Origin of the sequence: Streptomyces africanus, assembly GCF_030816955.1 — a bacterium.
Lineage (GTDB): Bacteria > Actinomycetota > Actinomycetes > Streptomycetales > Streptomycetaceae > Streptomyces > Streptomyces africanus.
This window is the reverse complement of record NZ_JAUSYP010000001.1, coordinates 8,508,708-8,531,770: the sequence shown is the minus strand read 5'-3', so window position 1 is coordinate 8,531,770 and position 23,063 is coordinate 8,508,708. Positions and strand designations below refer to the sequence as shown.

The following is a 23,063-nucleotide window of genomic DNA, read 5'->3' as shown; positions in this document are numbered from 1 at the left end:
GGTCACCTGTGCTCGGGCGGGTTGATCTGCGATGCGTCGATCGCGGAGGCGGAGGTGCCCCACTTCTTGAGGATCCGGACGTACGTACCGTCCTTGATGAGCTCGTCGACGGCGGCCTGGAAGGCCTTGGTGAGCGGGGAGTTCTTCCGGAAGGCGAAGCCGACGTCGAGGCGGTGGTACTCGCCGAGGAAGGTGGTCTGCGCCGCGGGCTGGGCCGCCTGGTAGCGCAGGCCGTTGATGGTCGACATGATCACGTCGATGCGGCCCTGCTGGAGCGCGGTGAGCGTCGCGGCGTTCTCCGAGTAGACCTTCACCTCGTACGGCTTCTTGCCGGCCTTCGCGCAGACGTCTTTCTGCGCGGTGAGGGTGGTCTCGAAGGTGGTGCCGGCGCCGGTGCCGATGGTCAGCCCGCACAGCTGCTTGAGGTCGGTGACCTTCGTCTTGAGGGTGGTGTTGCCCTTCTTCACCGCGAAGCCCTGGCCGTCGTTGATGTAGGTGACGAAGTCGACGGTCTTCAGGCGCTGGGTGGTGACGCCGAAGTTGCCGGTGCCGACGTCGTACTTGCCGCTGCCCAGGGCGGGCAGGATCGTTTCGAAGGAGGCGTCCTGCCGCACCGCCTTCACGCCGAGGACCTTCGCCACCGCGTCGGTGATGTCGATGTCCTGGCCCGCGGGCGCCTTGCCGGGGCCGTTCGGATAGTAGGCCCCGGGCGGGAACCCGACGGAGCTCCCGATGCGCAGGGTGCCCGACCTGCGGACGTCGGCGGGCAGCAGGGCGGCGACGGAGTCCACCTTGCGTACGGCGGCGACCGGGTCGGAGGTCGGTGCGGGGGACTGCGCGCCCACCGGACCGGTCCCGGCCGTGCCGCCGGAGCCGCAGGCCGTCAGCGCCAGGGCGGGCAGCAGCGCGAGGGCGGCGGTTGCGCGCGGGCGGGTTCTGATCGTGCGGGTGTTCACGGGTGGAGGGCCTCTCGGAGGTGTTTCTCGAACGGCAGCGGCCCGATGGACTCCGGGTCGGCCTCTGTGTCAAACAGCGGGGTGTAACCGGTGGCCAGATACAGGGCGCGGGCCTCGGGCTGGCGCGGGCCGGTGGTGAGGAAGATCCGGCGGTAGCCGCGCAGGGCCGCCTCGCGCTCCAGCTCGGCGACGACGCGCCGGGCCAGACCGCGCCGCCGGTGGGCGGAGTGGGTCCAGATCCGCTTCAGCTCGGCCGTGGCCAGGTCGTACCGGCGGAAGGCGCCGCCCGCGACGGGCTCGCCCCGCTCCAGCAGCAACAGGAGCAGACCGCCGTGCGGTTCGGTGAACTCGTCATCCGGGTAGCGGGCGATCTCGGCGTGCGCATCCCTGCCGTAGCGGGTCGAGTACTCGTGGCCCAGTTCGCGCAGCAGCGGTTCCACGCGGGGGTCCGAGACGGGCACGTGAATGAACGTCAGTTCCGGTGCGGAGGTCACCCGTTCACCGCCGCGAGGGTCTGCGTCCCGCGGGCCGCCCGCTCGGCGTCGCGCTTGGCGACCTCCTCGCGGACGAGGGGGATCACGTACCGGCCGAAGTCGATGGCGTCGCCCAGCAGGTCGTAGCCGCGGGCGGAGAGGATGTCGACACCGAGGTCGTAGTAGTCGAGCAGGGCCCGGGCGACCGTCTCCGGGGTGCCGACCAGGGCGTTGGAGTTGCCCGCGCCGCCGGTCGCGGTGGCCGTCGGGGTCCACAGGGCGCGGTCGTAGCGCTCCCCCTCCTCGGCGATGGCGAGCAGTCGCTGCGATCCGGTGTTCTGCGGGGAGTCGGTACGGTGGCGCCGCTTGAGCCCTGCCGCGCCCTGCTCCCTGATGGCGCCGACCGTGCGGTGGGCCTTCTCCCAGGCCAGTTCCTCGGTCGGGGCGATGATCGGGCGGAAGGCGATCTGGATGCGCGGCACGTCGGTGCGGCCCGCCGCCTTCGCCGCGGCCTTCACGGCCTCGACCTGCTCGGCGGTCTTCTCCAGCGGTTCTCCCCACAGGCAGTAGACGTCGGCCTCGGCACCCCCGGCGGCATACGCGGCGGGCGACGAGCCGCCGAACGACACGTTCGGGCGGGGCCGCTGGACCGGGAAGACGTCACTGACGAAGTCGTGGAAGCGGTAGTGCTCGCCCTCGTGGTCGAAGGGCTCGTGCGTCGTCCAGATCTTCTTGACGACGCGGATGTACTCGCGGGTGCGGGCGTAGCGCTCGTCCTTGCTGAGGGTGTCACCCTCGCGGCCCTGTTCGTGGTCGTTGCCGCCCGTGATGAAGTGCACGGTCAGGCGGCCCTCGCTGATCTGGTCGAGGGTCGCGAAGGTCTTGGCGGCGAAGGTCGGGTACGAGACGTTGGGCCGGTGGGCGAGGAGGATCTGGAGACGGTCCAGCCGGCTTGCGATGTACGCGGCGGCCGGTGCCGGATCCGGCGATCCGGAGCCGTAGGCGAACAGCACCCGGTCCCAGCCGTGCTCCTCGTGCGCCCGGGCGAGCCGGAGCGTGTACTCCTTGTCGAAGGCGGCGCCGGAGCGCGGGGTGGTTTCGGAGCCGTCGTTGGTGGCGGCGATGCCAAGGAACTCCACGGGCATGGGTATGGCCTTTCCTCAAGTCCTGTGATGCCGTGCCGAGGGTTCGGTCCGAGGGCACGGGGGCACGGCGGGGCGGCCCTCGGCGCGGTCGGGAACGACGGCGCCTCAGGGCAGGGGAATGCGGGTGAAGAGCGGGCGTGATGACGCCGGGGTGTGGGCCCCGGGCGAGGTGGGGCGGCGACGGCAGCGCGTGTCAGGGAGGAGACTCGGCCCGCGACGGGGACACCGAGGGAGGGAAGGGCCGGTCAGACGGCCCGCTGCCGGGTCAGACGCAACACGCCGCGGACCACACCCGACCGAAGTCGATGTGGCCACGGGTGACCAGGCGCTGCTCGGCATTCATGCGCATACTTGAGCAGGACAACTCACGTTCCGTCAACCACGGCCCGGATGGCGGACGGAAGGTGAATGCAGCCCATGTGTGGTTGACACCTATGTGCGTCGACCCCATACGATCGACGGCACCGCGTTGAGGGACGCGGCGAGCGTGATGACGCCCCGGCCGGGCTCCGGTCCCGTATCCACGCCGTGCTTCCCTCCCTGGAGAGCCTTCTGATGGTCTCGCCGCCCGATCTCCCCGCACCCCTCCGCGCACCCGCAGCCGCGTCTGCGTCTGTGCCGCCCCCGGAGGGTGCGAAAGCCGAGGATCTTCCGCGGATCGTGCCGCGCCGGAACCCCGGCCGCCTGCTGTCCGCCGCCGTCGCGTTGCTGCTCTTCGCGATGGCGGTCAACTCCGTCGTCCGCAACCGTGCCTTCCAGTGGGAGGTGGTCGGCCGGTACTTCACCAGTGCCGCCGTGCTCGACGGGTTGCTGCTCACCCTGTGGCTGACCGGGGTGGTGATGGTGCTCGGTTTTCTGCTGGGCATTCCGCTGGCCGTGATGCGGCTGTCGGCCAACCCGGTCCTGGGCACCCTGAGTTGGGGCTATGTGTGGATCTTCCGGTCCACTCCCCTGCTGGTGCAGCTGCTGTTCTGGTTCAACATCGGCGCCCTCTACCCGACGCTCGGCCTGGGCATCCCCTTCGGTCCGCAGTTCGTCACCGTCAAGACGGTGAACCTGCTCGGCCCCGCCCTCACGGCCGTCATCGGCATGACCCTGCACGAGGCCGCCTACGCCGCGGAGGTGGTGCGCGGCGGGATCCTCTCCGTGGACGCGGGGCAGACGGAGGCCGCCCAGGCCCTCGGCATCGGGAAGGTGCGCGCCCTGCGGCGGATCGTCGTGCCGCAGGCGATGCGCTCAATCGTGCCGACCGCCGGCAACATGCTGATCGGCACCCTGAAGGGCACGAGCATCGTCAGCGTGCTGGCCGTGCACGACCTGCTGTACTCGGCGCAGTTGGTCTACAACCAGACGTACCAGGTCATCCCGCTGCTGATGGTCGCCACCCTCTGGTACATCGCCGTCACCACCGTGCTCGGTGTGGGGCAGTTCTATGTCGAGCGCCACTACGCGCGGGGCGCCGCGCGGGCCCTGCCGCCCACCCCTGTGCAGCGGCTGGCCGCGGCCGGGCGGGCACGGTTGGCCACATATCGCCGCGCTCTGCGCTCCTAGCTTCCCTACTTTTCCTATAGAATTACTAGGGAAGTATTGACGGCGCCCAGCGGCGCTGCACAGGATGACGTTACGTGCCTCAGACATCGACTTGAGGAGACCTCTGCCATGGGCGTTGCCCCTGCTCCGTCGGGCTCCGACGCGGAGTCGGACCGGACCGGGCCCGGGAGTGCTCACTGGCTGCGCGTGGCCCGCGAGACCGCGGACGACCTGGCCACGGACGCGGTGGCCAGGGACCAGGCGGGCAAGCCCCCGTTCGACGAGGTGTCGCGGCTGCGCGAGTCGGGACTGCTGACACTCCTCGTACCGGCCGGGCTCAAAGGCGGCGGCGCGGACTGGCCGACGGCGTACGCGGTGGTCCGGGAGATCGCCGCGGCCGACGGTGCGATAGGCCAGCTGCTCGGCTGTCACTACTTCATGTCGTGGAGCGCCCGGTTCTTCGCCGAGCCCGCTCTCGCCGCCCGGCTGGAGCAGCGGTCCGCGGCTCAGGAATGGTGTTGGGGTGGTGGTCTGGCGCGTCAGGAACCGGCTCTGACGCTGATCAAGGACGGGCAGGGGTATGTGCTGACCGGCCGGCAGAGCTTTGCCGCCGGCGTCCTGGTCGCCGACCGCCTCGCCGTGCGGGCGGTGCGGGCCGACACCGGCGAACCACTCGCCGTCGTGGTCGATCCGGCTCTGCCGGGCGTGGTGGTCGACGGCGACGCCGACCCCTTCGGGCAACGGCTCGCGGCCGGCGGAAGCGTGGAGTTCGACGCCGTGCCGATCGCCGCCGACGACGTCCTGGGCTCGCTGGCCGCGGACGAGGACGTGCTGTCGCCCCTGACCGCTCTGGTGTCCCCGGTCGGACGGCTCCTCTCGGTGCAACTGCGTCTCGGCATGGCGGAGGGAGTGCTCGCGGAGGCCCGCGAGTACAGCAGGACCGGCCGGTCCCTCTGGCACCCGGACTGGCCGGTCGGCTCACCTCAGGACCCGCAGGTGCTGACCGTGTACGGGGAACTCACCGTGCTCACCCGCTCCGCGTCCGCCCTCGCCGACCAGGCGCGGGACGCCGTACACGGCGGGCTGGCCCGTGGTGAGGACCTCGGCTACGACGAGTACGCGGAGATCTCCGTCCTCGTCGCCATGGCCGAAGCGGCCGCGTCCAGGGCCGTGCAGGAGTCCACCGCCCGTGCCCTCGACATCATCGGTGCCCGCTCCGCGTCCTCACGGCTGGGCTTCGACCGCTTCTGGCGCAATGCCCGGACCCACACCCTGTACGAACCCGTGGCCCACCGGCTCCGCGATGTCGGGGACTACTTCCTCAACGGTGCGCACCCTCCGTTCGTGCTCCCCGTCTGAAAGGCGTGCACCCGCCTGAAAGGCGTGCCTCCCGTCTGAAAGGACTGCGCACATGACCACCAGCACCGGCTTCGACGTCCGCCAGATCGGAGGCCGTATCGGCGCCGAGATCCTCGGTGTGGATCTCTCCGGCGGCCTCGACCCCGCCCTCGTCTCCGAGATCAACTCCGCGCTCCTGGAGCACAAGGCGCTCCTCTTCCGCGATCAGCACCTCGACGACGCGGGCCAGCTCCGCTTCGCCTCCTTGTTCGGCGAGCTCACCACCGCCCACCCCACCGTGCCCTCCGTAGAAGGCCAGCCCCGGATCCTGCCCGTCGACGCCGACGAGGGCATCCGCTCCAACGTGTGGCACACGGACGTCACGTTCGTCCGTACGCCCCCGAAGGCGTCCACGCTGCGCGGCATCGTCGTCCCGCCCTACGGCGGCAACACCCTCATCGCCAACTCGGCCGCCGCGTACCGGGATCTGCCCGAGCCGCTGCGCGAGCTGGCGGACCGGCTGTGGGCCGTGCACACCAACGCCTACGACTACGCGGCCCCGAAGAGCGAAAAGGCGGCCGAGTACCGCAAGCGGTTCGTCTCCCGCGCGTACCGCACCGTCCACCCGGTCGTCCGGGTCCACCCCGAGACCGGGGAGCGGGGCCTGTTCATCGGCGGTTTCGCCCAGAGCATCGTCGGTCTCGGCCCGTCCGACTCCCGTGACCTGCTGCGCATCTTCCAGTCGTACGTCACCCGCCCGGAGAACATCGTGCGGGTGGCCTGGACGCCGGGCGACGTCGTCCTGTTCGACAACCGCATCACCCAGCACTACGCCCCCGACGACTACGGCGACCTGCCGCGCCTGCTGCACCGGGTGACCGTCGCGGGCGACGTCCCCGCCGGCGTCGACGGCACCCTCAGCCACGTCCTCGAAGGTGACGACGCCTCCCACTACACCCCTGCCGTGGCCTGAGCCGCCGGGAGGGGACATGTCCCCCTGCCGGCGGCTCCGGCGCTCCGTCAGGCGTCGGCGTCGACGCGCGGGAGCGGGCCGCCCGCGGTGGTCCTGCCGGCGTTCGCCGACTCCTCGGAGAGCCGCTCCATGCCACTGGTGTTCTTCAGCGGCTTCTCCCTGATGAACAGCACGGCGATCAGCGCGAGCGCCGCGAACGGGGTGGCGACGAGGAAGAGTTCGGCGGTGGCGACCCCGTAGGCGTGCTCCACGATCTCCCGCATCGGCTCCGGCAGGGCGGTCATGTCGGGCACTCCCCCGTGCCCGGCCTGGCCTCCGCCCTCGACGGCACCCCCCGCGTCCTTCAGGCTCCTGGTCATCTCGGAGGCGACGCGGTGGGCCAGGATCGCGCCGAGCACGCTGGTGCCGATGGTGCCGCCCATGCTGCGGAAGAAGGACAACACCGAGGTCGCCGCGCCCAGTTCGGCCGCCGGTACGTCGTTCTGCGCGGCCAGCACCAGGTTCTGCATCAGCATGCCGACACCGATGCCCATGACCGCCATGTAGACGCTGAGGAGACCGAAGTGGGTGTCCCTCCCGATGGTGGAGAGCAGTCCGAGACCGACGGTCATGGTGACGGCGCCCCCGACGAGGTACACCTTCCACCGGCCGGTCGCGCTGATGATCTGCCCCGCGATGGTGGAGGAGACCAGCAGGCCAAGGATCATGGGCAGGCTCATCAGACCCGCCATCGTCGGGGACTTGCCGAGCGACACCTGGAAGTACTGCGACAGGAAGACCGTGCCGCCGAACATGGCCACACCGACGAAGAGGCTGGCCAGGGTGGTCAGCGCCACCGTCCGGTTGCGGAAGATGCCGAGCGGAATGACCGGCTCGGCGACCTTCGCCTCGACCGCGACCGCGAGGGCCAGCAGCACCACTCCGCCGCCGGTCAGAGCGGCGGTCTGCCACGACGCCCAGTCGAACTCGTTCCCGGCGAGCGTGACCCAGATCAGCAGCGCGCAGACACCCGCGACGATCAGGAAGGCGCCCAGGTAGTCGATCTTCGCCTCGCGGCGGACGGTGGGCAGGTGCAGCGTGCGCTGGAGCAGCGCGATGGCGAGCAGGGCGAAGGGCACGCCGATGAAGAAGCACCAGCGCCAGCCGAGCCACGAGGTGTCCACCAGGACGCCGCCGATCAGCGGACCGGCCACGGTGCCCACGGCGAAGACGGCGCCGAAGATTCCCGCGTACTTGCCCAGCCTGCGGGGCGGGATGATCGCCGCCATCACGACCTGCGCGAGCGCCGTGAGACCGCCGGCGCCGATGCCCTGGGCCACCCGGCTGAAGATGAGCAATCCCACGTCGTGAGAGAAGCCCGCCAGCAGCGACCCCACGACGAACAGGCCAAGGGAGAGCTGGAGCAGCAGTTTCTTGTTGTAGAGGTCTGACAGCTTGCCCCACAGCGGCACGGTCGCCGTCATGGCCAGCAGTTCGGCGGTGACGACCCAGGTGTAGGAGGACTGGCTGGCCCCGAGGTCGGCGATGATCCGGGGCAGCGCGTTGGACACCACGGTGCCGGCCAGGATGGCGACGAACATGCCCGCCATCAGTCCCGACATGGCCTGGAGTATCTGCCGGTTGGACATGGCGGACGGTGACGCCTCTGCGGGCGCCGCTGAAGAATTCACATCATCTCTTTCACGCGGTCTTGGACAAGGACCGGGACGGACCCGGGTCCCGGAGCGATGAGCGGTTGCCTACCGGTCCGCCGGTCCCGCCGGTGCCGGAGCCGGAAGCCCCGCCGCCAGGTGCTCGAACGTCTCCCGGAAGACGTCCGCGAAGGCGAGTTCGTCCTGCCGGACGCACCAGTGCTCGACGGCGACCCGGACGGCCGCGATGCCGACGGCGGCCAGCAGACGGGGGTGGAGACCCAGCGCCCGCCTCCTGCGTTCGTCGTCCGGCGACCCGAGCGCGGCCCGGTCCCCGGCGAAGAGCGGCGAGCCGGCACCCATGCGCTCGGCGAGCGTCTCGGCCAGGGCGAGTTCGTCGGCCATGTGGGCGCCGAGACTGCGTGCGAGCAGGTGCGGTGAGCGGCGCAGCACCTCGGCGTGCAGGCGCCACAGTTCCTGCTGCTGCTCGATCTCCGCCAGCTCGTTCGCCATGGCGTCGCGCAGCGCCTCCAGCGGGGACAGTTCGGCGGGCGCCGCCAGTACGGCCTGCCGGACCCTCGCACTGGCGTCCGCGCCGATCATGACGAAGACGTCGTCCCGGGCGTCGAAGTAGTTGAAGAACGTCCGCGCGGACACCCCGGCTGCCTCGCTGATCGCGTCGACGGTGACGTGCTCCGCCCCGTGTTCCGCCGCGAGCCGCACCGCGGCCGCCACCAGGGCGGCACGGGTCGCCCGCTTCTTGCGCTCACGCAGCCCGACGCCCGCCGGGTTCCCCTCCGTCATGATTGCATGGTACGCAAAGATGCAGACTCTGCAAAAAAGTCGCTGACACCGACGGCAGACGGAGCCTGATGGTTATGGCCGGGTAGGCCGGGAACGCGGTGCGCTGAACGAACCCGACGCGAGGCCGGTGCCGCGATGACCGAGTACGAACGTTCACGCACGATGCCCGCACAGCCCGAGCAGGTCTTCGACCAGGCCGCGAACATCGGCCAGTTGGACAGCTGGCTGCCGGCGGCCCTGCACGTCGAGGCCGGGGAGCTGCCCGCCGTCACCGTGCACGAGGACCGCACGGACGAGGACACCTCCGCCCTGCTGCGTGCCCAGCGCGACCAGATGCGGCTCGAATGGGGCACCCGCGACCAGGGCAGCTACACGGGCTGGCTCCAGGTCGCCGGGATCGACGGCGGGGCCAGTGAGGTGACGGTGCACCTGTCGTTCTTCGACGACAGCCACGACCCCGGCGAGACGATGGTCCGCGACGCCCTGGACAGCAGCCTTCAGCGCCTGGAGGAGCAGGTGCGGCTGCGCGTCGACCACGCGGCCGGCTGATCAGGGGCCGCACACCATGGCACGCGTCAAGCAGTACGCCGTCGCGGCGTCCGGGCAGTGGACCGACGAGGAGGAGGGCCGGCGCCGCCTGCCGTCCGGGGAGGTGCACGCCTGGGAGCCGGGGCTGAACCAGACCGTCTGCGGACTGTCCCTCAGCCGCTCCCGGCTGGTCCGCTTCCCGCACGTCACCTGGCCGGACACCTTCCCGGAGTCCGGCGGTGCGGCGGACCGGGTACGGCGCCAGTGCCCGCGCTGCGCCTCGGTCGCCGGGCGGCGCGGCAAGGACGCTCGCCCCCGGTGGCAGCGCACGAACCCGCGGCCGTGACGCCGTACAGGCGCGGACGTGGATCCGCCGGATGAGCCGGGCGGCGTTTCCCGCCGGGGCCGACGGGCACTCGCCGCGCCATGAATCAGAGTCGTCGTCCACCGATCGCCGACAGCTCTCTCGCCCTCCTGGCCAAGGGGTACACCTGGCTGCCCGACCGAAGGCGCCGCACCACCGCTCCGCTCGTGCGCACCCGGCTGATGGGACAGCACGCCGTCGCCCTGTACGGGCTGGAGGCGGTGCGGTTCTTCTACGACGAGCGGCATGTGGAGCGCAGGACCGCGCTGCCCGGCCCGGTGCTGAGCACGCTGTTCGGGCACGGAGCCGTGCACACCCTGGACGGGCGGGACCACCGCGTACGCAAGGAGATGTTCCTGTCCCTGCTCACCGGGGCGGAGGCGGTCGCCGGGCTCGTGGACCGCGTCACCGCGGTGTGGGACGAGGCGGTGGAGTCCTGGTCCGGCCGCCGGGTCGTGCTGTTCGACGAGACGAGCCGCGTGCTCACCCGGGGCGTGTGCCGGTGGGCCGGGATCCCCCTCGAGGACGCCGAACCGGTGGCCCGGGACCTGATCGCCATGGTCGACGGTTTCGCCACGCCGGGGCCGCGCCACTGGCGGGCCCGGCGCGCCCGCGCCCGCGGTGAGGCGTGGCTGGGGCGTCTGGTCGAGGACGTGCGGGCGGGGTCCGTCACCGCGCCGGCCGAGTCGGCGCTGGACGTGGTGGTCCGGCACCGGGACGCCGACGGCCGGCTCCTCGACGCGCACACCGCCGCCGTCGAGCTGCTCAATGTCATCCGCCCGACCGTGGCCGTGTCCTGGTTCGTCGCCTACGCCGGTCACGCGCTGCGTCTGCGGCCCGGCCTCCGGGAACGCCTGCGGCAGGACGACCCCGCCTACGCCGTGGCGTTCGCCCACGAGCTGCGGCGCTTCTACCCCTTCGCGCCCTTCGTCGGCGGCCGGGCCGTCACCGACCTGGAGTGGCGGGGGGAACCGATTCCGTCCGGCACGCTGATCCTGCTCGACCTGTACGGGCAGAACCACGACCCCGCCCTCTGGGACGATCCGTACACCTTCGAACCGCAGCGCTTCCTCGACCGGCCGCCCGGGCGCGACGAACTGATCCCCCAGGGCGGTGGCGACCGCGCCGCCGGTCACCGCTGCCCTGGCGAGGACGTCACGGTCGCTCTGCTGCGGGCCCTCGGGCCACGGCTGGCCCAGCTGGAGTACGACGTGCCCGACCAGGACCTGCGTATCCCGCTGACCCGCGTTCCGGCCCGTGTGCGCAGCGGGTTCGTCATCGAATCCGTCCGCGCTCCAGCGCTTTCGGTCGGGGCCCGGGCGGGCGGCATGGCGAGGACGACATCCTGAGGACGACCGGGGCCGGCCCGGGACGAGACGGCTGAGGACGGCCGACCCGGGGGGCCACGACGCGCGATCCGCCGGGCGGGTGCGCAACCCGGCGCTGCGGAGTGCCGCCGCGCCCACCCGCGCCGCCCCCAGCGGCACGACAGCCCGCAGCTCTGCCCGGAGAACGCCCGAGCGCACCCGGGCACACCCCGCAGCACGACCGCCCCAGCGGCACGACTGCCCGCAGCTTCAGCCGGCTACGGCGGGCGCGCGGGCCCACCCCCGGACGGTGCCCGCGCGTTGCCCGTCAGGTGCCCGTCGCGCCGTGAGTCGCCCGCCGCCCGGCGGCCACGGCCGCGCCCGCCAGCGCTGCGGCGACGGCCGTCCTGCGCAGGGCGGTGCGCCGTCGGCCGCCCCAGCCGCCGTGCACCGACCCCTCCCCCTCGGCCGGTACGTGCAGCGTTCCGTGCGTGGCCGGGGCCTCCTCGTCGTGGGACAGGTGGGTCTTGTCCGTCTGCCGTGCCATGGCCCGCTCCGCGAGTCCGGGTGCCATCCGGGCCTGGCGTACCAGCGCGCGGCCCGCGGGGCCGACCACCACTTCGCGACGCGGCCGGCCGGCGGCGAGCCGCACGACGGCCCGGGCGACCCGCTCGGGGCTGTACACGGGCGGCATGGCCACGACCTTGCGCCCGGTGTAGTTGGCCGCCTGCTGGAAATGCGGCGTGTCGATGGTCGCGGGCAGGACCGTGCACACCTCGATGCCCTTCACACCCTCCACCCGGAGCTGCTGCCGAAGGCTGGAGCCGAGCCCGCGGACGGCGTGCTTGGACATGCCGTACGGGTGACTGTAGGGCTGCGCCACGGCACCCACGATGGACGCGATGTTGATCAGCGTGCCCGTGCCCTGCTCCCGCATCACCCGCAGAGCCGCCCGGGCCCCGTGCACATAGCCCATGATGTTGACGTCCAAGACCTTGCGGAAGTCCTCCAGAGGTACGTCCTCGAAGCGACCGAAGGCGTTGACGGCCGCGTTGTTGACCCAGACGTCGATGCGGCCGAACTCCTCCACGGCACGCCGCGCCAGGTCCTCGACCGCCTTGGCGTCCGTCGTGTCGGTCGGCACGACCAGTGTCCGTGCCCCACGGTGCTTCGCGCACGCGTGCGCCGTCGCCTCCAGCGCCTCCTCGCGTCGCGCGGCCAGCACCACGGCACACCCCTTGCGCGCGAACGCCTCGGCCGTGGCGCGTCCGATCCCGCTGGACGCTCCGGTCACCACCACCACGTGATTGCGCAGACCCATCCCGTACCTCCTCACGTCCGCCCGAGCCGGGCGGACGTGCCCGGCTCCGCGGCGGGACGAGTACCCGGCACCGCCGACTCACCCCAGCATCATGCTTTGCCATGGTTTGTCCTGCCGTGGCCGCGGCACTCGGGGCACGCGCGAGCGTCGAGTCGACAGCGTCCGGCCGACGCCGCGCGAGCCGGCCCCGGCGACGGGGCAGAACAGAGGGTGACCGATGACGACGATCGGTGTGGAAGAGGAGTACCTGCTCCTCGACCCGGTGACCGGGCTGCCGGTACCCCTGGCCGACAAGGTGCGTGCGGCGGCGGGTCTGGCGCATCTCGTGGCCGACCAGGAAGTGCAGTGCGAGCTGCTCCAGGCGCAGGTCGAGGTGGCCACGCCGGTGTGCGGCACGCTGGAGGAGGCAGGGGGACATCTGCTGCGGCTGCGGCACGCCATCGGGGCGGCGGCCGAAGAGCACGGCTGCCGGATCGCGGCCTGTGGAACGCCCCCGCTGCGCCATCGTCACCCGGTGGCCGTCACCGACCAGGCCCGCTATCGGGCGATGCTCACGCAGGCGCCCCAGCTGGTGGCGGAGCAGCTGGTCAACGGCATGCACGTGCACGTGGCCGTGCCCGACCGGGAGACCGGGGTGCAGGTCCTGAACCGGGTCCGGGTCTGGCTGCCGACCCTGACGGCCATGTCGGCGAACTCCCCGCTCTGGGACGGCCACGACACCGGCTTCGCCAGCTGGCGCACCGTGATCTTCGGCCGCTGGCCGGTCAGCGGAGCGCCCCCGTTCTTCCGTGACGTGGCCGACTACGACCGGCGCGTGACGCGACTGCTGGAGACCGGTGTGATCTCGGACATCGGGCAGTTGTACTGGCAGGCCCGCCTGTCGGCCCGGTACCCCACCGTCGAGGTGCGCTGCCTGGACGTTCAACTGCGCGCGGACGACGCGGTCATGCTCGCGGGCATGACCCACGCTCTCGTGGACACGGCCATCAGGGAAACGGCCGCCGGGGCGCCGCTGCCCGACTGCGAACCGGAGCTTCTCCAGATCGCTCTGTGGCATGCCGCCCGTCACGGTCTGAGCGACACCTTGATCTGCCCGGGCGGCCGGCCGCGCCGCGCCGGGGACGTGCTGTACCAGCTCCTGCGGCACGTCGCTCCGGCCCTTGAGGCGTCCGGCGCGACCCGGCAGGTGACGGCCCTGGTCCACCGGCTCCTCCAGAACGGGACCGGAGCGGACAGACAGCGCGCCGCTCTCGCCGAGGGGGGCATACGGGCCGTCACCGACCTGATCGGCGCGGAAAGCAGCATGTCCTGACTCCCCGCGGCCCGTCAGACCGCGATGCCCTCCATGCCGGACTCGCCGAAGGCGGGCAGACCCTCCGCCGTCGTGACCTTGGTGAGGGCGCCGTTCGCCTCGACGCGGAAGCCGTCGACGGTGCCCGAGACGGCGTTCTGGACGTAGACGAACTTGCCGCCGTAGAAGTAGTCGCCCGCGCGCTCCAGCCGGCACAGGGTCTCCTGGCTGCTGGGTGGGGTTCTTGGAGCACCTTCAGCTTTCCGTCGCGCTTCACCCGGTACGAGGTGACCGTGGACTTCTCCGCCTCCGCGACCAGCATCCGCTTCCCGCTCCGGTCGAAGCTGATCGCGAACGGAACACCACCCGCGGAGTCGTTCACGACGGGCCTTCGTGGTGACCACCAGGTCGCGTCCGTCCGGGGTGAACTCGGCCTCGCCCGGCGAGGTGTCGAAGCGCGGTGTCGCCTCGTTGTCCAGGCCCAGGGAACGGTGCGACCCCTTCAGCGGCCTGAGCCCCTCACCGGTGATCCTGAAGCCCTGGACGCTGCCCTCGCCGACCGCGTTCATGACGTACGCGACATCGCCGTGCCGCTGCCCGCGTCGGCCACCGTGGCCGCCGCGGCGACGGCGAGGGCTCCGCCGCCGAACAGGATGCGCCGTGTCCTGGACTTGGCCCGGTGACCCCTGCGGCTGCCGTGCATGTTCACGTCCGTTTCCTCAATCTCTCCGCGCTGCCCGCGCGGCGCTGTCCGCGACCGCGGACGTGACCAGAGTGGCCAGAGGGAGGGGTGGGCTGATGCGGAACGGCGGTCGCGTCAGACTCCCGTAAGAGTCCCGCAGAGCGTCCGAACCTGACGGCCCGTCATCGGGGTCGGCATCGCGCGGGGATCCGTGCCGCCGCAGCCCGCTGCCGGCAACCGCGAACCGCCAAGATCGACAACTGGTCAAGCCCGAGAGGGCCTGCGAGGATGAAGGCAGAGGCGCAAGGGCTAGTCTCACCAGGAGGTACCCGTGAAGATGCTGATCAACGTCCCGGAGACCGTGGTCGCGGACGCGCTGCGTGGTCTGGCGGCCGCCCACCCGGAGCTGACCGTGGACGTGGAGAACCGGGTGATCGTGCGGCGGGATGCTCCCGTGGCCGGAAAAGTGGGGCTGGTCTCGGGCGGTGGTTCGGGGCACGAGCCGCTGCACGGGGGTTTCGTAGGGCCCGGCATGCTGTCGGCCGCCTGTCCGGGCGAGGTGTTCACCTCCCCGGTGCCCGACCAGATGCTGCGTGCGGCCGCCGCCGTGGACAGCGGGGCCGGGGTCCTGTTCATCGTGAAGAACTACACCGGTGACGTGCTCAACTTCGACATGGCCGCCGAGCTGGCCGAGGACGAGGGCATTCAGATCGCGAAGGTGCTGGTCAACGATGATGTGGCGGTGACCGACAGCCTGTACACGGCCGGGCGGCGCGGCACCGGAGCGACCCTCTTCGTGGAGAAGATCGCGGGCGCCGCCGCCGACGAGGGCATGCCGCTGGAGCGGGTGGAGGCCATCGCCAGGCAGGTCAATGAGAACTCCCGCAGTTTCGGTGTCGCGCTGAGCGCGTGCAGCACCCCGGCCAAGGGCAGCCCCACCTTCGATCTGCCGCCCGGCGAGCTGGAGTTGGGCATCGGCATCCACGGCGAACCCGGCCGCGAGCGGCGGGCGATGATGACCTCCGGCGAGATCGCCGAGGCCGCCGTCGAGGCGGTGGTGGAGGACCTGAGGCCGCGCAATCCGGTGCTGGTCCTGGTCAACGGCATGGGGGCGACGCCCCTGCTGGAGCTGTACGGCTTCAACGCCGAGGTGCACCGCGTGCTCGCCGCCCGCGGGGTCCCCGTCGCCCGCGTGCTCGTGGGCAGCTACGTCACCTCCCTGGACATGGCGGGCGCCTCCCTCACCCTGTGCCAGGCCGACGAGGACATGCTGCGACTGTGGGACGCGCCGGTGAAGACGCCGGGTCTGCGCTGGGGCATGTGACGCGGAAGGGGTAGAGGACCACCACGTACCTACCAGGCAAGGAGACCCAGTGCTCGACGCCGATTTCTTCCGCCGTTGGATGACGGCGACCGCCGCGTCCGTCGACCGGGAGGCGGAACGGCTCACCGCCCTCGACTCGCCCATCGGGGACGCCGACCACGGCAGCAACCTCCAGCGCGGCTTCACGGCCGTGACCGCGGCCCTGGAGAAGGAGGCTCCCGGCACGCCCGGCGGCGTCCTGACCCTGGCCGGGCGTCAGCTGATCTCGACGGTCGGCGGTGCCTCGGGGCCGCTGTACGGCACGCTGCTGCGCCGTACCGGCAAGGCGCTCGGGGACGCCGCCGAGGTCAGCCCGGAGCAGCTGGCCGAGGCGCTGCGGGCCGGGGTGGACGCGGTCAGGACGCTGGGCGGTGCCGCGCCGGGCGACAAGACCATGATCGACGCCCTGGTGCCCGCGGTGGACGCGCTGGGCGACTCGTTCACGGCGGCCCGGACCGCCGCGGAGGAGGGCGCCGTGGCGACGACGCCCTTGCAGGCACGCAAGGGCCGGGCGAGCTATCTGGGCGAGCGCAGCATCGGGCACCAGGACCCGGGTGCCACCTCGTCGGCGCTGCTCGTCGCCGGACTCGCGGAGGCCGCCGGTGAGTGACGAGCGGCTCGTGGGAATCGTGCTGGTGTCGCACAGCGCGGAGGTGGCCGCGTCGGTCGCCGAGCTGGCGAAGGGGCTCGCCGGCGGCGGCCCGGCAGTGCCCGTCGCCCCGGCGGGCGGGACCGAGAGCGGCGGGCTCGGCACCAGCGCCGAACTGATCGCCGCGGCGGCCGCGTCCGTCGACCGGGGTGCCGGCGTCGCCGTGCTGACCGATCTGGGCAGTGCGGTGCTGACCGTGAAGGCGCTGCTCGCGGAGGGTGACGAACTCCCGGAGCAGACGCGGCTGGTGGACGCTCCGTTCGTGGAGGGAGCCGTCGCCGCGGTCGTCACGGCGGCCACCGGGGCCGACCTGGCGGCGGTGGAGTCGGCCGCCGCGGAGGCGTACACGTACCGGAAGGTGTGAGACCGGGCCGGGCGCGCCGGAGAACGGCGTGCCCGGCGGTTTACTCGCGTTTTCCCTGACGCTCCGTCAATTGCTCAAGGCCGATGAACCGCCTCGCCAGCCGCTCCCCCGTCGCCTCGGTCGCCGCCTGGTCCTCGATGGGCGACACGCGGGCGTTCTTGAAGACGATGTAGGTGACGCCGGACGGCGCGCCGCCGCCGTGCGGGTCGGCGCGAATACCGAGGGCCTTGGCGGTCGCGTAGGACGCCTCTCCGATGATGTTCTGCGGGCCCTTGTCCCCGACGACCGCGTACTGCACGCGGTCGCGGTGGACGACGGCCACGACGGAACCGCCGCCCACGCCGTACTCCCGGTGGTCCCAGATGCGGCTCGGGGCGGGCACGACGACGAAGGGGAGGCGTTCGGCGCTCAGGGGGCGGCCGTCGGACTGTACGTAGGCGGTGCTGCCGGAGAAGTGGGGGTCCGTGCGGCGGTTGCAGCGGGGTCCGGGGCGGCCGTCGCAGTCGATGTCCATGTCGGCCTTCCAGAACACGGCGTCCCGGGTGTCGCAGACCGGGATGTCCGCGGGAGCGCCGCTGTCGCTGCGGTACCGGCCGCGGGAGACCGGGGCGCAGTCCCGCACCTTGGCCAGCAGGTCGGCGGCGCGGACGGGGGGCTCGCGCCACGCCACCGGCCGGGGCGGAACGACGGAGGGTGTCGTCGGGGCGAGCAGAGCGGCGCTGGCCGCGGCCAGGGTGAGCGACTGGACACGCACGATAGTGAAGCCTCTCGGAGGAAACCTGACGGGCACTCAGCCAATCTGGCCCCGAGGCGATCACCTGGCCACCGCTGGGGGGCCGGACGGTGCATGGCCCCAACCTCCGACAGGGGCCGGGGGCCTGAGTCCCTGTAAGGACTCGGGCCGGCCCGGCCACCCGCGCCGGCGCGGGATCTGCGACGACAGCGGTCCGCGCGACGGGCCCGAACTCCCTGGTGTCCGCCAGGAGTTCGGCCGTGAGGACTTCAGCATACGTAACTCTCCCGGGTGGTCACGAACGGCGGGAGGTGACGCCCCCACAGAGAGCTCCCCGACCCGCCCCTCTTGATGTGACCACGCCAGCCGCGCCATATTGGTCCGGACCATTCCCGTATGCCGGCCCCGGGAGGCAGTGTCGTGCGAGGCCTTTCCTTCCGCCCCTCCCACCTCCTTCGCCTCGCGCTGTGCGCGGCCCTCGTCCCGGTCGCCTCCTGCGGACGGACCGGCACGGGCCAAGGGGACGGCGGCTCTCCGCCCGGCGCGCCGACAGGCGTCACCGCGACAGCGGGCACGGCGACGAGCGTGCACATCATGTGGAACACGACCGCCCGGGCCGAGGCCTACGAGGTGTATCGCGGCACCACGAAGGTCAGGGAAGTGCCGGGTTCGAAGCACATGGTGGACGTCACCAAGCTTCGGCCCTCCACCCTGTATGTCTTCACCGTGCGGGCCCGGGATGCCGAGGGTCGGCCGGGACCTCGCAGCCGGGAGGTCCGGGCGAGGACACCCGCGGCCGTCGCGGACGACCGCTCCGCGCCCACCCGCCCGTCAGCGCCGCACGGCCGGGCGGTCGGCGACCGGGCAGTCCAGCTGTCCTGGTCCGCCTCGACGGACGAACGGGGCGTGGCGTCGTACGACATCCACCAGGGGGACGCGAAGATCCACAGCGTGAGCGGGTCTCAGACGGCCGCCGTGGTCACGGGGCTGCGGCCCGGCACGGCCTACTCGTTCACCGTCCGGGCCAGGGACGCGGCCGGGAACGTCTCCCCCGCCGCTCCCGCCGTCCGCGTCACCACGCCAGGCACGGACGACGGCCGCGCGACGGCCCCCACCGGCTTCCGGGCGAGAAGCCACCGCGCGGACGGGGCGTACTACATCGACCTGAGCTGGGTGCCGCCGCGCGTGGACGGCGAGGTCGCCGAGTACCAGATCCATCTGGACGGCCGGCCCGCCACCTCTCTGGTGTACGGCGGGGACGCGCCGCGCGACCGGGCCGCGTACAGCTTCTACGTGGGACGGGACGCCGGTGTCCGTCACCGGGTCCGGGTCCGTGCGGTGCTGCCGGACGGCACCTGGGGAGGGTTCTCGACGGAGCGGACGGTGACGACGGGTCCGGGGCCCTGACGCGCTCCCCGGCATGGTCCGGCCGCGGGAACCCGTCACCTGCATGGGGGCGCCCGGCGTGCGGCCGGGGCCGGGGGCGCCTTGGCTGACCCTGAGGCAGCACGGGCGTTCCCCGACCCTCGGCGGCGCAAGGGATGTACCGCCGACCGTGCCGCCGGAGGGCAGTCCACATGCGCAACTCATCGCCGCTTCTCCGCTCCGGCCTGACCGTGGCAGCCGCTGCCGCGCTGCCCCTCTCCCTGGCCGCGGTGCCCGCTGCCGCCGGCCCCGGCATCTCCGTGAGCACCACGGGTTCCACGGTGTCGGTCACGACCAGCGCGTGCACCCAGATCAACGGCAGCTGGGGCACCGCCTCGCTTCTCACCAGCAGTCAGGGCAGTTTCGCCCAGGGCCGCCAGGTGACCCTGTCGGGGACGTCGACCAGTCAGTCCGCCGCCTGGTCGAACGTCTCCGCGGGGACGTTCACCGTCATCGTCATCTGCTCGGACGGCACCACCGCCGGCACGCAGTCGGTCGTCGTCTCCCCCGCTCCCTCCCGCACGAGGTCGCCGTCCCCGTCGGCATCGCCGTCCCGCGGTGTCATGGGCGGGGCCGGCGGGGCTGCCAGGGACTACGGCACCGTCACACTCGTGGCGGGCGGCACGCTGGTCGGCACCGGCCTCCTCGCGACGGCCTGGTACCTGCGCCGCCGCAACAGGCCGTACCGGCTCTGATCCGGTACGAACGGCGGCCCGACCTGCCGAAGCGCTCCGGTCGGGCGGGCCGCCGCCACATCCCGGTCGGGCCGGCGGCCCGTCGCCGCACGCCGGTCAGGCCGGGCGGGCCGGCTCGTCGTCCGGGAGAGCGGCGACGTCCGCCAACGCGCGCCTGAGCCACTGCGTCCAGAACGTCTCCAGGTCGATGCCGGCCTGGAGCACCAGATGCCGCAGCCGGTCCTCGGCACCGTCCCGCCCGGGCGGGAAGTCGCGCCTGTCGATCTCCTGATATTCCGCCAGCTGCCGTTCGTGCAGCTCGAGGTGGCGCCGCAGGTCGGCCTCCAGGCCCGCGGTGCCGACCACGGCCGCCGCCCTCAGCCGCAGCAGCAGCGCGTCGCGGTGCGGCTTGGGGTCCTGCGAGGCGGCCGTCCAGCGGACCAGTTCGGCACGGCCCGCCGGCAGGACCTCGTAGCTCTTCTTCTGCCCGCGCGTCGGCTGCTCGGCGGGCAGGGCCCGGATCAGGCCGTCGGCCTCCAGCTTTCCCAGCTCGCGATAGATCTGCTGGTGCGTCGCGGACCAGAAGTACCCGATCGACCGGTCGAACCGGCGGGTCAGCTCCAGCCCGGACGACGGCTTCTCGAGCAGGGCGGTGAGGATCGCGTGCGGGAGTGACATGGCCTCATCCTAGGGACGCGTATCCGCACTACAGGGCGGCCGCCAACTCGGTGCCCTGCTTGATGGCGCGCTTGGCGTCCAGTTCCGCGGCCACGTCGGCGCCGCCGATGAGGTGGGCGCTGCGCCCGGCCGCGATCAGTTCCTCGTACAGTCCGCGGCGCGGCTCCTGGCCCGTGCACAGCACGATCGTGTCGACCTCCAGGAGCGTGCTCTCCTCACCGACGGTGATGTGCAGTCCGGCGTCGTCGATCCGGTCGTAGCGCACGCCCGGGACCATGGTGACGCCGCGGTGCTTGAGTTCGGTGCGGTGGATCCAGCCGGTGGTCTTGCCGAGGCCGGCGCCGACCTTGGAGGTCTTGCGCTGGAGCAGGTGGACGGTGCGCGGCGGGGCGGGCCGCTCGGGCGCGGCGAGGCCGCCGGGGGCGCGGTAGTCCAGGTCGACGCCCCACTGGCGGAAGTACGTCTGCGGGTCCTCGTGCGCCTTGTCGCCGCTGTCCGTGAGGTACTCGGCGACGTCGAAGCCGATGCCGCCCGCGCCGAGGATCGCGACCCGGTCGCCGACGGGGGCGCCCTCGCGCAGGACGTCGAGGTAGCCGAGGACGCTCGGGTGGTCGACGCCGGGGATGTCGGGGGTGCGCGGGGTGACGCCGGTGGCGACGACGACCTCGTCGAAGTCGTCGAGGTCGCCGGCCGTGACGGGGGTGTTCAGCCGGATGTCGACGCCGTGCCAGTCGAGCTGGGTGCGGAAGTAGCGGAGTGTCTCGTCGAATTCCTGCTTGCCGGGGACCTTACGGGCGACGTTGAGCTGGCCGCCGATCTCGCTCGCCGCGTCGAACAGCGTCACCTCGTGCCCGCGTTCGGCGGTGGAGACCGCGCACGCCAGTCCCGCCGGTCCGGCGCCGACGACCGCGACGCGCTTGCGCAGCCGGGTCGGCGAGAGCACCAGTTCGGTCTCGTGGCAGGCGCGCGGGTTGACCAGGCAGGAGGTGATGAGGCCGCTGAAGGTGTGGTCGAGGCAGGCCTGGTTGCAGCCGATGCAGGTGTTGATCGCCTCGGGCCGGCCGGCGGCGGCCTTGATGACGAAGTCCGGGTCGGCGAGCATCGGGCGGGCCATCGACACCATGTCGGCCGCGCCCTCGGCGAGCAGCTCCTCGGCGAGTTCGGGGGTGTTGATGCGGTTGGTGGTGACGAGCGGGACGGACACCTCGCCCATCAGCCGCTTGGTCACCCAGGTGTAGGCGCCGCGCGGCACGGAGGTGGCGATGGTGGGGATGCGGGCCTCGTGCCAGCCGATGCCCGTGTTGATGATGGTGGCGCCGGCGGCCTCGACGGCCTTGGCGAGGGTGATCACCTCGTCGAGCGTGGAGCCGCCCGGGACGAGGTCGAGCATGGACAGCCGGTAGACGACGATGAAGTCCTCGCCGACCGCCTCGCGCACCCGGCGCACGATCTCCAGGGGGAAGCGCGTGCGGTTCTCGTACGAGCCGCCCCAGCGGTCGGTGCGCTGGTTGGTCTGCCGTGCGATGAACTCGTTGATGAGGTAGCCCTCGGAGCCCATGATCTCGACGCCGTCGTAGCCCGCGTGCCGGGCCAGGCGGGCGGCGCGCGCGTAGTCGTCGATGGTCCGCTCGATGTCGGCGTCGGTGAGTTCGCGGGGCGGGTGGGGGCTGATCGGGGCCTGCAGCGGGCTGGGCGCGACCAGGTCCCGGTGGTAGGCGTACCGGCCGAAGTGCAGGATCTGCATCGCGATCCGCCCGCCCTCGCGGTGCACGGCGTCGGTGATGACCCGGTGCTGCTCGGCCTCCGCCTCGGTGGTGAGCTTCGCGCCGCCCTGGTAGGGGCGTCCCTCGTCGTTGGGTGCGATGCCGCCGGTGACGATCAGGCCCACTCCGCCGCGGGCACGGGCGGCGTAGAAGGCGGCCATGCGGGCGAAACCGCCCTCGGCCTCCTCCAGACCGACGTGCATGGAGCCCATGAGGACCCGGTTGGGCAGGGTCGTGAAGCCCAGGTCGAGGGGGGTCAGCAGGTGCGGGTAACGGCTCATCGGGCCCTCCGTGCGCGGTGTCGTGTCTGTAGTTGTAGAGGACCGCGGACGGTTTATGCAACTAGTTGCACAAGGTGATGGAGGGCACAGTGGGCCGATGACCAGGGGCTCCAGGGCGCACGCGTCTACCGGCAGGCCGTCCTCGGCCTGCCGGAAGGGTGAAGGGCGGTCACCGGCTTTCGAGGCGCACGTGCAGTTCCGTCTCCTGGTCGCCGGAGACCGTGCTGAGGTCCCGCACGTCGAACAGCGAGTCCAGCCTCATGCGGAACTGCTCGATCGCCCAGTAACCACCGTGCAGGTCGGCGTCGACGGAGGACGACAGCCGGGCCGGTCGGGCCCCCTCGTGCGTGTCGGCGACGTCGAACGTGCCGAGCCACACGGTCGGGCGGGTCGCGTGCAGATCCTCGGGTACGTCGTCGGCGCACCGGTCGGACTCGAAGCAGGAGCACAGCGTGTCGAACACGATCCGGGCGTCCTGCTTGCTGCACCCGCTGATCTCCACCGAGACGGAGTGGGGGTGCGGTCGCTCCTCGTCCATCGTGGTCGCTCCTCTCGTGGCGTATCCGCCCCTACCCCAGCAAAGCACCACCTTCTGCCGAGCACTACCGGCGGCGCACCTGGCGTGATGACGGGTCTGCGGAGCGGGCGGCTCCGTGTTGGGAGATGGTGGAAGGTGACGGAAGGGGCCTCGGATCGACGGCTCCGCGCGGTAGAACAGCGGTAGAACATGGGGTGTCGGCACCGTGACGGCGTGCCGCGAGATCCGAGATCGGCGAAGGCGGGGCGTGGG

General features: G+C 72.1%; 24 protein-coding genes. 12 read left to right on the top strand and 12 right to left on the bottom strand.

What is annotated here, in order from left to right; all coding sequences use genetic code 11:
- Positions 1-2: 2 nt before the first annotated feature.
- From QF034_RS38790 to QF034_RS38780, 3 genes are read right to left on the bottom strand one after another with little or no spacing between them, the layout of a single operon-like run.
- Positions 3-956: an ABC transporter substrate-binding protein gene (locus tag QF034_RS38790; protein ID WP_307179339.1), complete on the bottom strand. Its 954-nt coding sequence runs from the start codon at positions 954-956 to the stop codon at positions 3-5.
- Positions 953-1,450 (bottom strand): GNAT family N-acetyltransferase, encoded by a 498-nt coding sequence (locus QF034_RS38785; protein ID WP_307179338.1) that lies wholly within the window; start codon positions 1,448-1,450, stop codon positions 953-955. The genes QF034_RS38790 and QF034_RS38785 overlap by 4 nt, the downstream gene beginning before the upstream one ends.
- On the bottom strand, positions 1,447-2,574 hold the full coding sequence (locus tag QF034_RS38780) for an LLM class flavin-dependent oxidoreductase (RefSeq protein WP_307179337.1): 1,128 nt from the start codon (positions 2,572-2,574) through the stop codon (positions 1,447-1,449). The genes QF034_RS38785 and QF034_RS38780 overlap by 4 nt, the downstream gene beginning before the upstream one ends.
- A 555-nt stretch (positions 2,575-3,129) precedes the next feature.
- On the opposite strand from QF034_RS38780, the gene QF034_RS38775 reads away from it, so the two are divergent.
- The 3 genes from QF034_RS38775 to QF034_RS38765 all read left to right on the top strand — a co-directional run bounded on the left by QF034_RS38775 (position 3,130) and on the right by QF034_RS38765 (position 6,415).
- The gene (locus QF034_RS38775; RefSeq protein WP_307179336.1) at positions 3,130-4,125 is read left to right on the top strand and encodes an amino acid ABC transporter permease; all 996 of its coding nucleotides are present in this window, start codon (positions 3,130-3,132) and stop codon (positions 4,123-4,125) included.
- Positions 4,126-4,233: 108 nt separating this feature from the next.
- Positions 4,234-5,463 (top strand): acyl-CoA dehydrogenase family protein, encoded by a 1,230-nt coding sequence (locus QF034_RS38770; protein WP_307179335.1) that lies wholly within the window; start codon positions 4,234-4,236, stop codon positions 5,461-5,463.
- Between the two features lie 52 nt (positions 5,464-5,515).
- The gene (locus tag QF034_RS38765; RefSeq protein WP_307179334.1) at positions 5,516-6,415 is read left to right on the top strand and encodes a TauD/TfdA dioxygenase family protein; all 900 of its coding nucleotides are present in this window, start codon (positions 5,516-5,518) and stop codon (positions 6,413-6,415) included.
- A gap of 47 nt (positions 6,416-6,462) precedes the next feature.
- Here QF034_RS38765 and QF034_RS38760 read toward each other — a convergent pair whose 3' ends face one another.
- The gene (locus QF034_RS38760) at positions 6,463-8,043 is read right to left on the bottom strand and encodes an MDR family MFS transporter (protein ID WP_307179333.1); all 1,581 of its coding nucleotides are present in this window, start codon (positions 8,041-8,043) and stop codon (positions 6,463-6,465) included.
- Between the two features lie 111 nt (positions 8,044-8,154).
- A complete protein-coding gene (locus QF034_RS38755) occupies positions 8,155-8,850 on the bottom strand; it encodes a TetR/AcrR family transcriptional regulator (RefSeq protein ID WP_307179332.1) in 696 nt (231 codons plus the stop codon).
- A gap of 135 nt (positions 8,851-8,985) precedes the next feature.
- On the opposite strand from QF034_RS38755, the gene QF034_RS38750 reads away from it, so the two are divergent.
- The 3 genes from QF034_RS38750 to QF034_RS38740 all read left to right on the top strand — a co-directional run bounded on the left by QF034_RS38750 (position 8,986) and on the right by QF034_RS38740 (position 11,091).
- Positions 8,986-9,399: an SRPBCC family protein gene (locus tag QF034_RS38750; protein ID WP_307179331.1), complete on the top strand. Its 414-nt coding sequence runs from the start codon at positions 8,986-8,988 to the stop codon at positions 9,397-9,399.
- Positions 9,400-9,415: 16 nt separating this feature from the next.
- A complete protein-coding gene (locus QF034_RS38745; protein ID WP_307179330.1) occupies positions 9,416-9,724 on the top strand; it encodes a hypothetical protein in 309 nt (102 codons plus the stop codon).
- An 80-nt stretch (positions 9,725-9,804) separates the two neighbouring features.
- Positions 9,805-11,091 carry a cytochrome P450 gene (locus tag QF034_RS38740; protein WP_307179329.1) on the top strand — a complete coding sequence of 429 codons (1,287 nt, stop codon included), beginning with the start codon at positions 9,805-9,807 and terminating at the stop codon, positions 11,089-11,091.
- A 286-nt stretch (positions 11,092-11,377) separates the two neighbouring features.
- On the opposite strand, the gene QF034_RS38735 is transcribed toward QF034_RS38740, so the two are convergent.
- Positions 11,378-12,370: an SDR family oxidoreductase gene (locus QF034_RS38735; protein ID WP_307179328.1), complete on the bottom strand. Its 993-nt coding sequence runs from the start codon at positions 12,368-12,370 to the stop codon at positions 11,378-11,380.
- Between the two features lie 217 nt (positions 12,371-12,587).
- Here QF034_RS38735 and QF034_RS38730 point away from each other — a divergent pair, with 217 nt between their 5' ends.
- Positions 12,588-13,682: a carboxylate-amine ligase gene (locus QF034_RS38730; RefSeq protein ID WP_307179327.1), complete on the top strand. Its 1,095-nt coding sequence runs from the start codon at positions 12,588-12,590 to the stop codon at positions 13,680-13,682.
- Between the two features lie 14 nt (positions 13,683-13,696).
- Here QF034_RS38730 and QF034_RS38725 read toward each other — a convergent pair whose 3' ends face one another.
- Together QF034_RS38725 and QF034_RS38720 are read right to left on the bottom strand one after the other, a co-directional pair.
- Complete coding sequence (locus tag QF034_RS38725) at positions 13,697-14,230, bottom strand: hypothetical protein (RefSeq protein ID WP_307179326.1); 534 nt, start codon at positions 14,228-14,230, stop codon at positions 13,697-13,699.
- Positions 14,227-14,370: a hypothetical protein gene (locus QF034_RS38720; RefSeq protein ID WP_307179325.1), complete on the bottom strand. Its 144-nt coding sequence runs from the start codon at positions 14,368-14,370 to the stop codon at positions 14,227-14,229. The genes QF034_RS38725 and QF034_RS38720 overlap by 4 nt, the downstream gene beginning before the upstream one ends.
- 304 nt (positions 14,371-14,674) lie before the next feature.
- Between QF034_RS38720 and dhaK the strand changes: the two genes are divergently transcribed.
- From dhaK to QF034_RS38705, 3 genes are read left to right on the top strand one after another with little or no spacing between them, the layout of a single operon-like run.
- A complete protein-coding gene (gene dhaK / locus QF034_RS38715) occupies positions 14,675-15,667 on the top strand; it encodes a dihydroxyacetone kinase subunit DhaK (RefSeq protein WP_307179324.1) in 993 nt (330 codons plus the stop codon).
- Positions 15,668-15,716: 49 nt separating this feature from the next.
- Positions 15,717-16,316, top strand: coding sequence for a dihydroxyacetone kinase subunit DhaL (gene dhaL / locus QF034_RS38710; protein WP_307179323.1), 600 nt, complete (start codon positions 15,717-15,719; stop codon positions 16,314-16,316).
- The gene (locus tag QF034_RS38705) at positions 16,309-16,719 is read left to right on the top strand and encodes a PTS-dependent dihydroxyacetone kinase phosphotransferase subunit DhaM (RefSeq protein WP_086558469.1); all 411 of its coding nucleotides are present in this window, start codon (positions 16,309-16,311) and stop codon (positions 16,717-16,719) included. The genes dhaL and QF034_RS38705 overlap by 8 nt, the downstream gene beginning before the upstream one ends.
- Positions 16,720-16,759: 40 nt before the next feature.
- On the opposite strand, the gene QF034_RS38700 is transcribed toward QF034_RS38705, so the two are convergent.
- Positions 16,760-17,473 carry a glycoside hydrolase family 75 protein gene (locus QF034_RS38700; RefSeq protein WP_307179322.1) on the bottom strand — a complete coding sequence of 238 codons (714 nt, stop codon included), beginning with the start codon at positions 17,471-17,473 and terminating at the stop codon, positions 16,760-16,762.
- Between the two features lie 375 nt (positions 17,474-17,848).
- Between QF034_RS38700 and QF034_RS38695 the strand changes: the two genes are divergently transcribed.
- Together QF034_RS38695 and QF034_RS38690 are read left to right on the top strand one after the other, a co-directional pair.
- On the top strand, positions 17,849-18,859 hold the full coding sequence (locus tag QF034_RS38695; RefSeq protein WP_370880915.1) for a fibronectin type III domain-containing protein: 1,011 nt from the start codon (positions 17,849-17,851) through the stop codon (positions 18,857-18,859).
- Positions 18,860-19,029: 170 nt separating this feature from the next.
- Positions 19,030-19,572, top strand: coding sequence for a hypothetical protein (locus QF034_RS38690; protein WP_307179320.1), 543 nt, complete (start codon positions 19,030-19,032; stop codon positions 19,570-19,572).
- Positions 19,573-19,668: 96 nt separating this feature from the next.
- Here the strand turns inward: QF034_RS38690 and QF034_RS38685 are convergent, their stop codons facing one another.
- The 3 genes from QF034_RS38685 to QF034_RS38675 form a co-directional block, all read right to left on the bottom strand.
- Positions 19,669-20,229 (bottom strand): PadR family transcriptional regulator, encoded by a 561-nt coding sequence (locus QF034_RS38685; protein WP_307179319.1) that lies wholly within the window; start codon positions 20,227-20,229, stop codon positions 19,669-19,671.
- Positions 20,230-20,257: 28 nt separating this feature from the next.
- Positions 20,258-22,273 carry an NADPH-dependent 2,4-dienoyl-CoA reductase gene (locus QF034_RS38680; RefSeq protein WP_307179318.1) on the bottom strand — a complete coding sequence of 672 codons (2,016 nt, stop codon included), beginning with the start codon at positions 22,271-22,273 and terminating at the stop codon, positions 20,258-20,260.
- Positions 22,274-22,442: 169 nt separating this feature from the next.
- Complete coding sequence (locus QF034_RS38675; RefSeq protein WP_307179317.1) at positions 22,443-22,811, bottom strand: hypothetical protein; 369 nt, start codon at positions 22,809-22,811, stop codon at positions 22,443-22,445.
- Positions 22,812-23,063: the final 252 nt, after the last annotated feature.

What these genes read in the sequence shown, in the direction of transcription:
- QF034_RS38780 (WP_307179337.1), bottom strand. Translation starts at nt 2,574, where the DNA reads ATGCCCGTGGAGTTCCTTGGCATCGCCGCCACCAACGACGGCTCCGAA.
- QF034_RS38775 (WP_307179336.1), top strand. Translation starts at nt 3,130, where the DNA reads ATGGTCTCGCCGCCCGATCTCCCCGCACCCCTCCGCGCACCCGCAGCC.
- QF034_RS38770 (WP_307179335.1), top strand. Translation starts at nt 4,234, where the DNA reads ATGGGCGTTGCCCCTGCTCCGTCGGGCTCCGACGCGGAGTCGGACCGG.
- QF034_RS38765 (WP_307179334.1), top strand. Translation starts at nt 5,516, where the DNA reads ATGACCACCAGCACCGGCTTCGACGTCCGCCAGATCGGAGGCCGTATC.
- QF034_RS38760 (WP_307179333.1), bottom strand. Translation starts at nt 8,043, where the DNA reads ATGTCCAACCGGCAGATACTCCAGGCCATGTCGGGACTGATGGCGGGC.
- QF034_RS38755 (WP_307179332.1), bottom strand. Translation starts at nt 8,850, where the DNA reads ATGACGGAGGGGAACCCGGCGGGCGTCGGGCTGCGTGAGCGCAAGAAG.
- QF034_RS38750 (WP_307179331.1), top strand. Translation starts at nt 8,986, where the DNA reads ATGACCGAGTACGAACGTTCACGCACGATGCCCGCACAGCCCGAGCAG.
- QF034_RS38745 (WP_307179330.1), top strand. Translation starts at nt 9,416, where the DNA reads ATGGCACGCGTCAAGCAGTACGCCGTCGCGGCGTCCGGGCAGTGGACC.
- QF034_RS38740 (WP_307179329.1), top strand. Translation starts at nt 9,805, where the DNA reads ATGAATCAGAGTCGTCGTCCACCGATCGCCGACAGCTCTCTCGCCCTC.
- QF034_RS38735 (WP_307179328.1), bottom strand. Translation starts at nt 12,370, where the DNA reads ATGGGTCTGCGCAATCACGTGGTGGTGGTGACCGGAGCGTCCAGCGGG.
- QF034_RS38730 (WP_307179327.1), top strand. Translation starts at nt 12,588, where the DNA reads ATGACGACGATCGGTGTGGAAGAGGAGTACCTGCTCCTCGACCCGGTG.
- QF034_RS38725 (WP_307179326.1), bottom strand. Translation starts at nt 14,230, where the DNA reads ATGAACGCGGTCGGCGAGGGCAGCGTCCAGGGCTTCAGGATCACCGGT.
- QF034_RS38695 (WP_370880915.1), top strand. Translation starts at nt 17,849, where the DNA reads ATGCCGGCCCCGGGAGGCAGTGTCGTGCGAGGCCTTTCCTTCCGCCCC.
- QF034_RS38690 (WP_307179320.1), top strand. Translation starts at nt 19,030, where the DNA reads ATGCGCAACTCATCGCCGCTTCTCCGCTCCGGCCTGACCGTGGCAGCC.
- QF034_RS38685 (WP_307179319.1), bottom strand. Translation starts at nt 20,229, where the DNA reads ATGTCACTCCCGCACGCGATCCTCACCGCCCTGCTCGAGAAGCCGTCG.
- QF034_RS38680 (WP_307179318.1), bottom strand. Translation starts at nt 22,273, where the DNA reads ATGAGCCGTTACCCGCACCTGCTGACCCCCCTCGACCTGGGCTTCACG.
- QF034_RS38675 (WP_307179317.1), bottom strand. Translation starts at nt 22,811, where the DNA reads ATGGACGAGGAGCGACCGCACCCCCACTCCGTCTCGGTGGAGATCAGC.